The organism is Micrococcus sp. GPGPB33, from assembly GCF_037853785.1.
In the GTDB taxonomy this organism is placed as follows: domain Bacteria; phylum Actinomycetota; class Actinomycetes; order Actinomycetales; family Micrococcaceae; genus Micrococcus; species Micrococcus luteus.
This window is the reverse complement of record NZ_JAQMWO010000002.1, coordinates 1020384-1034284: the sequence shown is the minus strand read 5'-3', so window position 1 is coordinate 1034284 and position 13901 is coordinate 1020384. Positions and strand designations below refer to the sequence as shown.

14 protein-coding genes and 1 pseudogene are annotated in these 13901 nt (G+C 72.2%); 4 read left to right on the top strand and 11 right to left on the bottom strand.

Annotated features, from left to right (window positions below):
• Nucleotides 1-51: 51 nt before the first annotated feature.
• Nucleotides 52-924, bottom strand: a complete 873-nt coding sequence (locus POD19_RS05000; protein ID WP_223247471.1) for an Ltp family lipoprotein — start codon at nucleotides 922-924, stop codon at nucleotides 52-54.
• Nucleotides 925-1291: 367 nt separating this feature from the next.
• A complete protein-coding gene (locus POD19_RS04995; RefSeq protein ID WP_100056552.1) occupies nucleotides 1292-1618 on the bottom strand; it encodes a type I restriction-modification system subunit M N-terminal domain-containing protein in 327 nt (108 codons plus the stop codon).
• A gap of 259 nt (nucleotides 1619-1877) precedes the next feature.
• Here POD19_RS04995 and POD19_RS04990 point away from each other — a divergent pair, with 259 nt between their 5' ends.
• On the top strand, nucleotides 1878-2105 hold the full coding sequence (locus tag POD19_RS04990) for a helix-turn-helix domain-containing protein (RefSeq protein ID WP_223247472.1): 228 nt from the start codon (nucleotides 1878-1880) through the stop codon (nucleotides 2103-2105).
• A gap of 90 nt (nucleotides 2106-2195) precedes the next feature.
• Here the strand turns inward: POD19_RS04990 and POD19_RS04985 are convergent, their stop codons facing one another.
• The 3 genes from POD19_RS04985 to POD19_RS04975 all read right to left on the bottom strand — a co-directional run bounded on the left by POD19_RS04985 (nucleotide 2196) and on the right by POD19_RS04975 (nucleotide 4304).
• Nucleotides 2196-2465, bottom strand: coding sequence for a hypothetical protein (locus POD19_RS04985; RefSeq protein WP_391510052.1), 270 nt, complete (start codon nucleotides 2463-2465; stop codon nucleotides 2196-2198).
• A 72-nt stretch (nucleotides 2466-2537) separates the two neighbouring features.
• Nucleotides 2538-3688 (bottom strand): IS3 family transposase gene (locus POD19_RS04980; protein WP_340309355.1). Its coding sequence is split into 2 segments (ribosomal slippage): nucleotides 2538-3418 and nucleotides 3418-3688, totalling 1152 coding nucleotides; the frame shifts between segments, so codons are not numbered across the junction.
• Nucleotides 3642-4304, bottom strand: coding sequence for a transporter substrate-binding domain-containing protein (locus POD19_RS04975; RefSeq protein WP_340309354.1), 663 nt, complete (start codon nucleotides 4302-4304; stop codon nucleotides 3642-3644). The genes POD19_RS04980 and POD19_RS04975 overlap by 47 nt, the downstream gene beginning before the upstream one ends.
• A gap of 160 nt (nucleotides 4305-4464) precedes the next feature.
• Here POD19_RS04975 and POD19_RS04970 point away from each other — a divergent pair, with 160 nt between their 5' ends.
• Complete coding sequence (locus POD19_RS04970) at nucleotides 4465-5292, top strand: hypothetical protein (protein WP_100058395.1); 828 nt, start codon at nucleotides 4465-4467, stop codon at nucleotides 5290-5292.
• Between the two features lie 9 nt (nucleotides 5293-5301).
• Here the strand turns inward: POD19_RS04970 and POD19_RS04965 are convergent, their stop codons facing one another.
• Nucleotides 5302-5577 (bottom strand): DUF1540 domain-containing protein, encoded by a 276-nt coding sequence (locus tag POD19_RS04965; RefSeq protein WP_100058396.1) that lies wholly within the window; start codon nucleotides 5575-5577, stop codon nucleotides 5302-5304.
• Nucleotides 5578-5906: 329 nt separating this feature from the next.
• On the opposite strand from POD19_RS04965, the gene POD19_RS04960 reads away from it, so the two are divergent.
• The gene (locus POD19_RS04960; protein WP_122054665.1) at nucleotides 5907-6668 is read left to right on the top strand and encodes an OBAP family protein; all 762 of its coding nucleotides are present in this window, start codon (nucleotides 5907-5909) and stop codon (nucleotides 6666-6668) included.
• Between the two features lie 138 nt (nucleotides 6669-6806).
• Here POD19_RS04960 and POD19_RS04955 read toward each other — a convergent pair whose 3' ends face one another.
• The 5 genes and pseudogenes from POD19_RS04955 to POD19_RS04935 form a co-directional block, all read right to left on the bottom strand.
• Nucleotides 6807-7988, bottom strand: coding sequence for an NAD(P)/FAD-dependent oxidoreductase (locus POD19_RS04955; RefSeq protein WP_100058397.1), 1182 nt, complete (start codon nucleotides 7986-7988; stop codon nucleotides 6807-6809).
• Between the two features lie 112 nt (nucleotides 7989-8100).
• Nucleotides 8101-8658, bottom strand: coding sequence for a WcbI family polysaccharide biosynthesis putative acetyltransferase (locus tag POD19_RS04950; RefSeq protein ID WP_340309501.1), 558 nt, complete (start codon nucleotides 8656-8658; stop codon nucleotides 8101-8103).
• Between the two features lie 86 nt (nucleotides 8659-8744).
• Nucleotides 8745-8972: pseudogene (locus tag POD19_RS04945) on the bottom strand (WcbI family polysaccharide biosynthesis putative acetyltransferase); the annotation flags it as partial.
• Between the two features lie 259 nt (nucleotides 8973-9231).
• Nucleotides 9232-10611: a glycosyltransferase gene (locus POD19_RS04940; RefSeq protein WP_260849725.1), complete on the bottom strand. Its 1380-nt coding sequence runs from the start codon at nucleotides 10609-10611 to the stop codon at nucleotides 9232-9234.
• The gene (locus POD19_RS04935) at nucleotides 10608-11720 is read right to left on the bottom strand and encodes a glycosyltransferase family 4 protein (protein ID WP_144818995.1); all 1113 of its coding nucleotides are present in this window, start codon (nucleotides 11718-11720) and stop codon (nucleotides 10608-10610) included. The genes POD19_RS04940 and POD19_RS04935 overlap by 4 nt, the downstream gene beginning before the upstream one ends.
• A 165-nt stretch (nucleotides 11721-11885) precedes the next feature.
• Here POD19_RS04935 and POD19_RS04930 point away from each other — a divergent pair, with 165 nt between their 5' ends.
• Nucleotides 11886-13880, top strand: a complete 1995-nt coding sequence (locus tag POD19_RS04930; RefSeq protein WP_144818992.1) for a glycosyltransferase — start codon at nucleotides 11886-11888, stop codon at nucleotides 13878-13880.
• Nucleotides 13881-13901 lie beyond the last annotated feature (21 nt).

The window sequence follows — 13901 nt, the reverse complement described above, 5'->3', positions numbered from 1 at the left end:
GGCGACACCGTTGCCGACGCGTTCATTCAACGCGCGGGGCATGCCCGGGCGTCACTGGGACAGGTTGTCGATCGCGTACTGCGCCTGGTCGGGCGTGAACTCCTCACCGTACTCCGAGACCAGTTGGTCGTAGATCGCAGACGGCGACATGTCCATCATCTCCTGATAGCTCTTCGCTTTGGCCAGCGCATTGGCATTCCAGTCCACGTCCGTCATGTTGTCGATCGCGTACTGCGCCGCTTCTGGTGAGAACTGCTCACCGTACTCGGAGACCAGCTGGCCATAGATGCCCATCTTGGACATGTCCATGTTCTCTTCGTAGCTGTACGCCTTGCGAAGCGCCGACTGGTACTCCATCGGCACATCCCCGGCCTCATGCTCGGCTGCCGCTTCCGTCTCCTCCGAGAGCGTCGGCGTGGGCTCAGGGGTGGGCGTGGGCTCCGATGCAGGAGCAGACCCCGCAGTAGGGGTCGAGGTCGACGATGCAGCCGGCGTGGAGGATGCGCCCTCGGACGCGCCGTCCACCTCCAGCGCCGCATACTCCGGGATGCGGTTAATGATGGGCGTCATGTTCTCAACGAACCTGTTGAGTTCCTCACCGGGCTGGTAGCAGTCGGTGGCTGCACCGGTCACAGACTGCACGATGTCCTGCATTGGCATCGTGTACCTGCCACCGCCCGACTTCACAATGCGCTGGATCTCCTCAGGCTCGGCCATCAGACGGTCCAAGGTGTCGAGATACTTGGGATGGGCGACCGCGCGCAGCTGATCGCCCTGCTCCACCAACCCCGCCACGCGACGATCCCTATCGCTCATGACGAGGTCTTCCATGTAGAAGTCCACGCTGAAGTCCAGGACGTCTAACGCAAGACCACCGCGGTTGCCTGCCAGCTGTTCGCACGTCTCGGTGGCCGTCAGCTGCATGGGGCTCTCCGAGGCGGCGGGCGTCGGCGACACCGCCGAAGAAGACGAGGACAATGAGGATTGGGAGCTAGACGGCCCCGGTCCCTCCTGACCGGAACAGCCGGTGGCCACGAGCAGGAGGGGCAGGAAGAGGAGGAGTCGCTGAGCGCGCATAAGAAAACTCTCCGTGACTGATGTGCGAGCCTCGAACCAAGCGCTCTTGCGGCTGAAATGGGTGCCAGTGAGAGTCTGTCGAGGAAGGGTGAGAAGGCCCTCAACTGCATATTGTGCACAGCAACGCACCCATTGAGCGACACGCCGAGGACATGTGAGAGTCGAGCAGGAATGCTCATGTCGCGTTTCCGCGTCGGAAGGGTGAACGGCCACTTCACCTGCCACAGCCGCACTTCACAGCCCGCGGCTGGAGGGGTGCTGCTCGCAGCCCTGCGAAGGGGGTCATCTCGTGATTTCTCGCACCCCCACCCCGGACGATGTCGAGTCGGTGCTCGCCGCCGTCGAGACCATCCCGCCAAGCCTGTTCGATCACTACGAGGGATCCCGCGAGAACGAGCCGGTGCGGGGCCATGACCGCCTCCATGCGGCGCAGGATGGTGAGCGGAAGGACGAGCGTGCCGTACTGATTCGGCTTGAACACGCCCCGGAGCTGATCCGCGATCCCCCACACGAAGTTCGAGAGGTTCTGGGGAGAGGGCATGGTGGCGGAGCCTTTCGGAGCACGGCGGTGTGGCAGTCGGCCTCATTCTGGCACTGAGAAGTCGCACGCCTGATGCCTGAGAGCCGGGTTCCGAAGAATTCTTCGGATGAGGAGGCCGGCACCTTTTCGACCGACCTCTGGAGGCTCGAATCCGAAGTCTTCTTCGGTTTCCCATGTCGACTCGTCACCGCAGCAGTCGAACGTCACCGATTCCGACGAATCCTTCGGATTTCAGCTGCTCATCTGCCACGCTGGGGCTGTGGCCACCACACGCGCAGTCTCCTCCGCCGCGGCGCTGATGAAGATCAGCGACCGCGTCCGCGCCATGCGTAAAGAGCTCCTGCTGACCCAGCAGCAGCTCGCAGACCTGGCAGGAGTCTCGGATGCGACCGTCCGCCAGATCGAGCGCGGCACCGGCAAGAGCACCCTGAAGTCAGTGCTCTCCGTCATGGAGGTGCTCGGCCTCGAGCTCGAGGTCACCGGTTGACGACTCCCGCACTCGAGGACCTGAAGCGCGTCACCGCCACGGACGTCTACAAGGGCGGCGACCCAGCGGGGACGGGATCGCCCTTGCGGCTCAGTCCTCCAGGCTCAGCTCGACGTCCCCGACCCACGGCTCCGCGAATCCTTCGTACGTCCCGTCCTTGAGCGCGATGGCCAGCCACTGGTCCACGTAGTGCTTGAACACCTCGTCGCCCTGCGGGAGCATGTACCCCTTCTGGAAGTAGTCGAAGGGCTCGTCCGGGTTCGCGGCGCACAGCTCGGGGTACTCGTGGTCGATGTAGAGCACCTCGGAGCGGTCCGTGGTCATCACGTCCGCCTCGCCGGCCGCGAGAGCGTCGAACACCGTGAGGTTGTCGTGCGTCAGCAGCTCGCCCTGCGGGTAGTGCTCCCGCGCGAACTTCTTGAGCCGCCCCCTTCATTCGGTCCGGACGTTCTGTGAGTCGTCGGTTTCCATTTGATGGGTGCACTGCCGAGCGTACTCGGCTGGGGTTAGGTAGCCGAGCGAGGAGTGCCGGCGGTGGTGGTTGTACTCGTCCTTCCAGTCGCCGATGATGACCTGTGCGTGCAGCAGCGAGTAGAAGCTGTTGATGTTGAGGCACTCGTCGCGGATCCGGCTGTTGAACGACTCGACGTACCCGTTGCGCCACGGCGAGCCCGGAGGGATGTAGGACAGGCCGGTGCGGGTGCCGGCCCAGTCGGCCATCGCCTCGCTGATGAACTCCGGCCCGTTGTCCGACCTGAGCACCGCCGGGGCGCCCCGGGCGGCGACGAGGTCCTCGAGGTGGGCGGTGAGTCGGTCGGCGGTAATCGAGCGCTCCACGAGGCCGCCGATGCACTCCCGGGTGTGTTCGTCGACGATCGAGCAGATCTTGATCGGTCGTCCGTGCTCGTCGGCGTCGAACTGGAAGTCCACCGCCCACACCACGTTCGGCGCGTCCGCCGTCGGCGCGTCGACGGTCGAGGACCCGACGCGCTTGCGTCGACGCCGCTGCGGGACCCGGAGCCCTTCGTCACGCCACAGGCGTTGGATCTTCTTGTGGTTCACCACCCACCCCTCGGCGCGGGCGTCGTGATACGCCCGCCGATACCCGTAGCGGGGATGGTCCTTCGCCCAGGCGCGCAGCCACTTCCTGAGCGCCCGATCCGGGTCCGTGACCGTGTCGCCCTTGAGCGGTCGCCGGTACGCGGAGCGGCTCAGCCCGACCAGACGGCACGCCATCCGTTCGCTCACCCGCAACTTGCCCTTGAGGTGATCGACGGCGGCGCGGCGCCTGTCCGGGCTTAGAAGTTTCCCTCAGCCAGCTCCTTGAGCGCGGCCTTCTCCAGCTCCGCTTCCGCGAGCAGACGCTTCAGGGTCGCGTTCTGCTTCTCCAGCTCCTTCAGGCGCTTTGCGTCGTCGGCCTTGAGGCCGCCGTACTGGTTCCGCCACCGGTAGTACGTCTGCTCGGACACCCCGAGCTCCCGGCACACCGCCGCGACGTCCTGACCATCGGCGAGCATCCTGTCGGCCTGCCCGAGCTTACGGACGACCTGCTCGGGGGTGTGACGCTTCCTGCTGTTCGTCATGATCTGACCAGTCTCCCTGCCCGCGACCGCGGGCAACAGGACGACTCTCATAACGACTGGACCTACGAAACGGGGTCAGCCCATTCTCGTTGGTGCCGCCCTCCGGGAAGATCGACCGCACACCCGGCTGATTGATCTCCGCCACGGTGTCGTACTTCTCGACGTCCTCGCAGCGGGTGATCGGCGTCTTGCCGTCCTCCTGCGTGGGCACGGTGAAGTACACCTGCTCGGCGCGTTCCGGGTTCAGGGAGATGCCCCCGACGGCGACGTCGCACGCCCCCGACGTGTAGTCGTCCATGAGCGTCTTCCAGCTGGTCTTCACGAACTCCGGCTCCACGCCCATGGTCTCGGCCAGGTCGCGGGCCATGTCCACGTCGATGCCCTTCCAGTCGCCGCTCTCGGTCTGCTCGGTGAAGGGCGGATAGTCACCGGTGGAGCAGACGCGCAACGTGCCGGCCTCCTTGATGCGTGTGAGCGCGGAGTCGACGACAGTGGCGGTGGCAGGTTCCGATGAGCTGCCCGCATCCTGCGCCGTGCCGCAGGAGGTGAGGGTGAGCGCCAGGGCGACGCCGAGGGCCGCCGTCGTGAGTCGGTAGTGGGTAGGGCGGAAGGTCATGATCGGCTGGCTCCCTCGACGACGGCATGTGAGTCCCGTCACCGTAGCCCAGGACCACACGCCCCCACCGCCCCGCGTACGACAAATACACAACACTCACCTTGCGTATCTCACTGAGGTGTGCCTTACTGGTTCTCGGACCCCCGCCGGAAGGACCCCCATGGCCCACGCCTCCACGCACCCCGCTCATCCGCTGCCGCCCGTGGCGCCCCGTCGCCTGCTGCTGGCCCAGCGGCTGCTCCGCGGCGAGGGCTCCGTCGAGGTCACGGCCTTCCGCGCCGGCGAGACGCTCACGACGGCCGTCCACGGCGTGAGCGCGGACGGCCGCCTCGTGGTCGCCCACGTCCCCAACCTCCTCGGGTCGCTCGGCGCGTTCCACACGCTCGCGCCGCTCGACGTGCGCGTGGACGTCCTGCGCGACGCCCTGGACCTCACGCTCCCCACCCGCCTGGCATCCGTGCATCTGCTCGGCACCCTGCGCTGGTGCCGGGACTCGGCCGAGGTCGCGGAGCTGAAGCTGCGCGGTCGCGTCGCGGACCTCGTGGCCGACGTCGGCCCGCGGGTGCGCGTGGGCGTCGTCGAGACCCAGCGGATCCTGCTGCACGACGTCGACGGCGTCGCCGTGTTCTGCTGCCACACCCTGCCGCTCACGTCGCGCGGGCTCGTCGACCAGGCCGAGCTCGCAGACCTGGCGGATGACGTGCTGGGCACCGCCCCCGAGGTGCTCGCGGACCTGGCCGACGCCGTCGCCCTGGGCCTGCTGCCGGGCGAGAGCACCCCGTTGCAGGTCGACACCGAACCCCTGTCCGAGTCCCCCGCCCACGCCCTCGACGTGGACGAAGCCGGGGTGACCCTGCTGCGCGTCCGCGACGGCGAGACCACCGCGGTGCACGTGGCCCTGCCCGGTGCAGGCCGGCTCGACCACAGCCCCCGGCACGCCTGGCGGCGACTGCTGGACGCGATTCCGGCGCGGGTCGCCCACCCCTGAGGGGCGGCGTCAGTCGATCGTGTAGGTGGCGCAGGTGGCCACGTCCGTGACCTCGATGCCCTCGGCGGTGCAGGCGAGGTCGACGTTGTAGGTGCACTCGAGGCGGTGGCACGCACCGACGGTCGAGGCGCCCTCGGTCACCGGGCGGCGGACGTCCAGCTGGACGAAGGTGCCGCAGCCGGGCGTTCGGTCGGAGCCGGCGACGGTGATGGCCAGGGCGTTGCAGGACGTCTCGGCATTGAAGGCGCAGGCACTGGCGGCGCAGGTGCGGACGGCGGTGGTCATGGCGTGATCCTCCCGGTTCGGGCCCGCCCCGGGCTGGGACGGTGCTGCTGGAATCGAGATTACTCCGGCCCACGAATAGCACAAGAGGGGTGAGCCTTAGTCGATAGGCAATTAGCGCAAATGCATTTTGCGCATTGTCGCGTGTCGTATGGGCCGAGTCCGCCCCTGCCCGGAATCTTCTTCATCTCTGGCCCTTCTGGCGACCACGCGCCCACTCAGAAGGGTCAGATGCGCAGACGATCCGCCGTCCCCGCCTCCTGAGCAGCCCCGGCAGCCCCGGCAGCTCCACCACCCTGGCAGAGTCCGCCCCGCACTCCTAGCGTGGGGCCATGAGCACCCATCGCCTGTCCTCCACCGCCCTCGGGTTCGCCGCCGGACTGGGCACCGCGGCCGCTGTCACCGCAGCCCGCAGGATCGCCCTCATGGCCGCCGTCGGGAAGGGCCACCCGCTCAAGCACCGCCTCCTGGACGCGGCATCCGGCCTGGTCCAGCCGAAGTACCCCATGGGCGCGATGAGCACCTACCTCAACGGACTGCACTTCTACGCCGACGACCTCGGCCGGCAGGTCGAAGCCAGCCACTTCTGCATCCACCTGCGCCACGACCTGCACCAGTGCGTGATCTTCGACCGCAACGCGCCGGACGCACGGCTGATCGGCATCGAGTACATCATCAGCGAGGAGCGGTTCCGCAGCCTCCCCGACGAGGAGCGGCGCCTGTGGCACAGCCACCACTACGAGGTGAGCTCCGGCGCCCTCACCGCCCCCGGGGTGCCCGAGCTGGCCGAGCACAGTTACTTCGAAGACCTCATCCACACCTACGGAAAGACGTTCCACACCTGGCAGTACGACCGGGACGACTTCCCGTACGGCATTCCCCAGCTGATGATGGGCCTCACCGGCGACGGCCAGGTGGACGAGGCCCTCCTGCGCGCCCGCGACGAGCGCGTGGGCGTGGACACCGCGGCCCAGCGACGCAACCGCGCGGACATCCCGGTCCCGGACGTGGTGCCGGGCGCGAACAGCTGGGAGCGCGGGCGGGTCGTGCAGACCACGCTCGAGGAGCGCCCGGTGCGGGGCCGCGACGACTGAGGCCGGCGTCGTCGGCAGGGCGCCGTTTCCCGAACGAAAACGCTCGGCGGGCCGGCGCCGTCATCCGGATCGGGCGGGGCGCGCCCCGCGAGGGACAGTACGTCCGCCGCACGTGTCGCGGCAGCGAGAACGCTGGGCTCAGACCTTGCCCTTGAGCAGTCGGTGCCAGTAGATCCGGGGCTGGCCGAAGCGGTCGAAGGCCGCCGTGCTCTTCCGCGGCTTCGTCAGGTCCACGCCGGGGATCGACCGGTCCTCGGAGCCGTCGCGGACGTGCTCGTCCAGGACCAGCTCGTCCCGGCTGACCATCACGGGGATCACGGTATAGCCGTCGTACTTCTGGAGCGGCTTCCCCGCGTCCGCAGCCTGGATGTTCTGGGTCAGGATCTTGACCTGCCGGCGCAGGGCTCCGCCGGAGGGCCGTGTGCCCAGGGCGGCGGCGTCGCCCAGCGCCCACACGTGCGGGTGCACGGGATGCCGCAGGGTCGCGGGATCCACGGCCGCCAGGCCGGCCTCGCCGTCGTCCGCCAGGCCTGCCTCGGCGATGAACTCCGGGGCCCGCACCACGGGCGTGATGTACGCGGCCGCGACGTCGGTGATCCGCTCACCGGTGTTGAGCACCACCTCGCGGGCCTCGTGGTCCACGGCGTTCACCTCTGCGCCGGCGTGCACATGGATGCCGTACCTCGCCACGGCCTCGGCCAGAGCGGGGTCGATGGTCTGCCGGTCCAGGATCCGGCCGTAGGGGGTCACCAGGTGGACGTCCACGTCCGGCAGGATCCCCGTGCGCTCCCATGCCGCGCAGGCCAGGAACAGCGCCTTGAGCACGGTGCCGCCGCACGAGGAGGGCTCAGCCGGCACATTCGCCACCACACGGTCCCCCGCGGCCACACGCGACAGCAGGGCCCGGGCGGCGTCCACGTGCTCGGGCACGTGCGCACTCGCCGCCCATCCGGCGGCGTAGGCCTCACGCAGCCCGTCGATCGCACCCCACCACGGGGTCAGCCCCGGGCAGAGCACGAGGTGGCGGAAGCCCACGGTCAGCCCGGTGGTCGTCACCGCGGTCCGTTCCTCGGCGTCCACGGCCACGACGTGGTCCGGGATCCATTCGACCCCGTCCGGGATGACGGCCCGCATCGGCCGTTCGAACCGGGCCATGTCCGCCTGCCCGCCCGCCGCGTAGTTCAGCATCGGCCGGTAGCGGTGCAGCTGTTGGCCGTCGGCGATGGCGACCCGACCCTGCCGCTTCCGCCGCAGTGCGGCGGCCAAGGACACGCCGGCGTTGCCGCCGCCGACGATCAGGATGTCGTACTGCTCGGTCACGTGGTCCTCCGTGGGGTGACGGGGTCAAGGAAACGGTACGACCGCCCCCGCAGACGTGCTCCGCGGCAGACGGGACGTGCCGCCCATCCTCCACTGGTGGCCGGGGCCGGCGCTAGCCCGTAAGGCCCAGCAGCCGCAGCTGGTCGGCGTACTTGCGCATCCCGACCTCCACGGCCTGCGGGTTCTGCGCGTACCAGTCCAGGTGGGTCTGTCGCAGCTGCTCGGCCGGGACGGTCTGACCGGCCACGGTCCAGTCCTCGGTCGGCTCGGCGTCGAGGTCGAGGGCCTCCACCACGACCGCCTCGAGGGGCGCGCGCACCCCGCCGAGGAGCACGCGGGAGGCGGGCACGGGCTGGACGGCGACGTCGCCCGGCAGGCGCTCGGCCACGCGCTCGGCCACGCGGGTCAGCAGTGTGTTGGTCGGGTGGTTCACGGTGTAGAAGCCGACGCCCCGCTCCGCCGCCACCAGATCCGCCATGGACAGCGTCCCCTTCGCCTCCTCCCGCGCCCGCAGCGCCTGCACGGACGCGGCGGCGGCCTCACGGATCGCCGCCGGCGCCACCTCCCGACGACGGCCCGTCGCCGCCTCGGCCAGCACGCGCAGGTCGTGGTACGGCACGACGGGCGGGTCCTCCCCGGCCGCTCGGCCGCCCCGGGCGCGAACTTCCAGTTGCGGAGGGTGACCTGCCAGGGAAAGCGCGAGACGTCGTACACCACGGGGATCCGCACCACGGCGGCGTCCTTCGGCAACCGGGCCACGAGCTGGTCCGTGCCGATGGGCATGCCCCGGTAGTCGTGCGGGATCGGCTGGGTGACGAGGGCCTTCACGCGGGGCAGCAGCCGCTCCAGGTGCTCGACCTCGTCCGGCTGGGCCTCGAAGGCGGGCGGCACGCGGACGCTCACCAGGTCCGCCCCGTGCAGCGGTGTGCCGGGCTCCCCGCCGAGCAGCCGCCGGTACGACTCGCCCTGGCAGTTGCCCCACACCAGCAGCAGGTCACCCTCGGGCAGGTCCTCGAGCCCGTAGAAGTGGCCGTAGTGCCGGCGTCGTCCCTCGTCCTCGTGCACGCCTGCGTCCTCTCTCCTCAGCCGTCCTCGCGACGGATCCAGCCGACGCCCGCCGTCCCGAACCACCAGGCCAGGAACGCGGAGAGCGCCGCGAAGTCCAGTTCGTCCAGCTCGCTCATCGGTCCTCCCGTGCTCCGTCCTGTCCGCGATTGTGCCAGCCCCGCGGACACCGGCCCGCTCAGCCCCAGCCGCCCCACCACGCCTCGAGGTCCGGCACGGCGGCCACGGGCGCCCAGCCCAGCCGGGAGGCGGGCACCCGCCACACCCGCGCCGTCCCGCCCCGCCGACGCCGCCACCGCGCCCGGGCGCACGTCAGCACGGCGAGCACGTCGCGCTCGGCCCGCTCGCCCGGCTCGCCCAGCACCTCCACGCGCTCGACGCCGGCCCGTTCCAGGCGCAGCAGCCACGCGGCGACGGCGTCCGCGTCAGGCCGGGCTCCGGCCGCGGCGGGCCGCAGCGGCACGTGCACGTCCACGGACCAGTCGGGCACCGACCGCACGGCGTCGAGGTCGCCGCGCGCCGGCGTCGGCGGCAGGTCCTGGGACGCCGCCGCGCCGCCGTCGGGCTCGCCCAGCAGCCGCACGCGGGGGTCGCCGAGCGCCCGCGCCGCCGCCTCGTCGAGGCCGCCCACGACGCCGACCCGCGCCCCCGGTGCCGCGCGCAGCACGGCGTCCACCGCCACCACGGCCGCCGCCGCGCCGTCCGCGCCCTCCGGCACCCGCACGCGCGCCTCGACCCGCAGCGGGCCGGCCAGGGACAGGCCGTGGCCGCGGGCCGTCGTCGCGGGGATGCGCGAGGCGAGCACGAGCGCCTCGCGGGCCTTCACCCGGGCGGCCTCGGCGGTGTCGCCGCGTCCGCCGAAGTCGGCGCCGGCCTGCCACGCCACGGCGTCCGGCGCGTGGCGCAGGGCCGCCCCCACGCGCCACAGCCGGTGCGCCAGCTCCCAGTCCTCCCCGCCGTAGCCCACGAACGCGGGGTCGAAGCCGCCGGCGTCCTCGTAGACCTCGCGCGCCATCGTGAGCACGGCCGAGATGACGTACCGGTAGCCGGTGGAGTCGGCGCGGCGCAGGTCGTCCGTCGCGCGGTACCCGTCACCCAGCCACGCCGGCTCAGCCAGGCGGGAGCTCTCCGGCACCTCGTCCCCGGGCCGCCAGCCGTCCGCCCAGGCCCGCTCCAGCCAGGCCTCGGCCAGGTGCCGCCGCCGACCCACCACCGCGGCGTCCCGGGGCGCCGTGGCCACCGCCGCCAGCGCCGCGGCGAGGTACCCGGGCTCGGGGAGCATGTCCCCGTCGAGGAAGGCGAGCACGTCGCCGTCGGCCGCCTCCGCCCCGAGCGCCCGGGCCGCCGAGGCGCGGAACCCGCGGTCCCGCTGGCGCACGGTCACCACGTCGAACGGCAGGCCCGGGTCCACCCGGGGCGGGACGGGCGAGCCGTCGTCGGCCACCACGAGCTGCAGCCCGCCGGTCAGGCCGCGCTGGGCCGCGAGCGCGGCCGTGAGCCGGTCGAGGTCCGCCTGGGCCCGGTAGTAGGGCACCACCACGGAGACGGCAGCGCTCACGTCCACCTGTGCACGCGGCGGAGCACGTCGAAGAGCATCCGCGCGCAGTCCTCGGCCCCGGGCGAGAGGTCCACGGCGGGGTCGAGCCACGTGCGCTCGGGGTCCTCGACCGCCTCGGCGATCGCCTCGGCCAGCGCGAAGGCCGGCGACCCGTTCGGGTGCACGAGCCGCAGGGTGCCCGGGCGCAGGCGCTCCATCTCCTCCGTGTAGCGGCCCGCGGAGGCGATCGCCCGCCGCCCCACCGAGGTCCACGCCGCCAGGGACCCGGACGCGGACACGTTGCGGTGCGCCGCGAACGGGATGCCCGCCGAGAGCAGGGCCGCGTCCGCGAACTCGTCCGGCACGAACCCGGTGACGCGGAACTCCAGGCCGCGCGCCTCGGCGTCGCGGGTCAGCTCCGCCACGAGGTCGTCATGCCCGATGCTGACGGGTCCGAGCGCCGTCAGCCGGCGCGGCGCCCCGGAATCCGGGCCCCACTGGCGGTGCAGCTCGGTGAGGGCCTCCAGGGCGAGGGCGTGCCCCTTGCCCGGGTAGACGAAGCCGAAGAGCACGAGGTCCCGGTCGAGGCCGGCCATGCTCTCCGGCACCACCGGCTCGGCGCGGGCGGCCGCGGCCCGGCGGTCCTCCACGGGCAACGGGACCACGTCCGCGGCCACGTCCACCAGGTCCGCCAGCAGCGCCCGCTCGTGCTGCGAGGAGACCACGACGCCGTCCACCGCCTGGGCGAGCCGCGCGTATGCCTCGCCGCGGCGGCGGTAGCGGCCGTCGCCCTCGGCGGGCTGCGGGATGTCGTGCAGGGTGAGCGTGGTGCCCGCGGGCAGGACGTCGACGAGCAGGTCCGCAGCGGCGGTCGCGGTGGGGCCGAACAGCGCGTCCGTGACGTCCAGGTGCACGGCGGCGCCCAGCGCGCGCGCCTCCTCCAGCACGGGCACGAGGCCCCGGAACGCCGCGACGTCCTCCGCCGTGAGCAGCTCCACCTCGGCGCCCACCCGACGGAGGGCGGCGGCGGTCTGCCGGCCATGGCGCACCACGCCGTGCTCCGGCGCGCCCACGGTCACGTACAGCACACGCCCCTGCGGCTGCGAGTCCACGTCCACGATCCCCTTCACCTGCGGCGGCGCTCCTCGACGCGGCGGCGCGCCGGAACGGACAGGATGCCGCTGCTCCGATTCTCCGATCCTGCCCTGACAGACTAGATTTCGCGACCCCCGACCCGGGACGGGGACACGCCGCCCGCGCGGCATCGCATCCCCCAGGTCAGGAGGCCCTCCCCCGTGAGCATCACCGTCCAGCACGTGCCCGCGCAGCACCCGTACACCCGCGCGATCCGCCCCCTCGACCCGGGCGCCGCGCCGGACGTGGAGTTCCTGCCGGACCCGCCGGTGCCGGGCGCGCCCGCGCACCAGTGGTGGCCGCCCCGGGCCCTGCACGCGGAGTGGCTGGCCGAGCACCGCCCGGACGTGCTGCACGTGCACTTCGGCTTCGAGCACTTCAGCCCCGCCCAGCTGGCCGCCGCCCTGGACGCGCAGCACGCGCACGGGGGCGCCGTCGTCGTGACCGTGCACGACCTCGAGAACCCGCACCTGACGGACCAGGGCCCCCACCGGGACCGCCTGGCCGTGCTGCTGGGCCGCGCGGACGCCGTGCTCACGCTCACCCCCGGCGCCGCGGCGACCCTCGCCCGCGACTACGGCGTGCGCGCCCTCGTGGTCCCCCACCCGCACATCGTCCCGCTCGAGGACCTCGTGGCGCAGGGCGACGACGACGCCCCCGGCGCGCTGCCCCCCGACGCGTCCGACGACGGCGACGGCGCGGCCGCCCCCGCCCGCCTGCTGGTGCACGCCAAGGACCTGCGCGCCCAGGTGGCCCCGGTGGCGCTGCTGCCGGTGCTCGCCGCCGCCGTCGGGACGCTGGCCGAGCGCGGTGTCGACGCGCGGGTGACCGTGGAGGTCCAGGACACCGTGCAGGACGAGGACGCCCTGGCCGCGCTGCGCGCGGGCTGTGCCCACCACGGCTTCGAGCTGTGGCAGCACGACCGGCTCGACGACCCCGCCCTGCACGCGCTGCTGCGCGACGTGGACGTGTCCGTGCTGCCGTACCGCATCGGCACCCACTCGGGCTGGGTGGAGATGTGCCGGGACCTGGGGGTGCCGGTGGCCGTCGCGGACATCGGGCACATCGCGGACCAGTCCGGCGCCTGGTTGACCCCCGACTCGCTCGCCGCGTTCGACCCGGAGGACCCCGACTCCCTCGCCGACGCGCTCGAGACGCTGGTGCGCGCCCGCGCGCGCACGGCCCCCGCCGACCCGGCCGCCCGGGCCCGGCAGCGTCGTCGCGTGGCCGCCGCCCACGTGGCCGTCTACCGCGAGGCCCTCGCCCGGGCGCGCGGGGCGTTGCCGGGCGTGTCCGTGCTGGTCATCACGGGGCACCGGGACGAGCACCTGGCCCGCGTGATCGCCGGGCTGGAACGCTCCCACCGCCGCCCGGACCAGGTGGTCGTGGTGTTCATGGGCCAGCCGGACGGCCGCGTCCCGGCCACGGACCTGCCCATCACGGTGGGACACGTGTCCGCCGAGGCCGGCCTGCCGCTGGCGCAGGCCCGCAACCGCGCGGCCGAGCTCGCCACCGGCGAGATCCTCGTCTTCCTCGACGTGGACTGCATCCCGGCGGCCGAAACCGTCGGCGTGCTGGCCACCGAGGTCGCGGCCCACCCCGGGTCCGTGGTGATGGGCCGGCCCCGCTACCTGCGGCCGGGCTGGACCCGCGACGTCGGGGAGGCCGATCTGACCTCGCACCGCGCCGACGCCCTGCTGCGCCGCCTCTCCGTGCCCCACCGGGCGCGCGCGCACCTGACCGCCGGCCCTTCGGACGAGTGGCACCTCGTGTGGACGCTGATCCTGGCGTTGCGCCGCGCGGACCTGGCCCGCATCGGCGGTTTCGACGCGGGCTTCACCGGCTACGGCGCCGAGGACACGGACCTGGCCTTCCGCGCCCGCGACGCCGGCCTGACGCTGCGGTTCAGCCCCGCCGAGGCGTTCCACCAGCACCACGGGGTGATGGTCCCGCCGCTGCACCACCTCGAGGACATCCTGGTCAACGCCCGCCGCTTCCGGCAGGTGCACGGCCGATGGGCCATGGAGGGGTGGCTGCGCGCGTTCGCGGACGCGGGGCTGATCGCGTGGGACCCCGAGGGCGAGCGGCTCGAGCTGCTGCGTCACCCCACGGAGGCGGAGCTGACGGCCGCCCGCCGCGACGACGCCGCGTACTGAGCACCGTGACGGCCGGGGGCG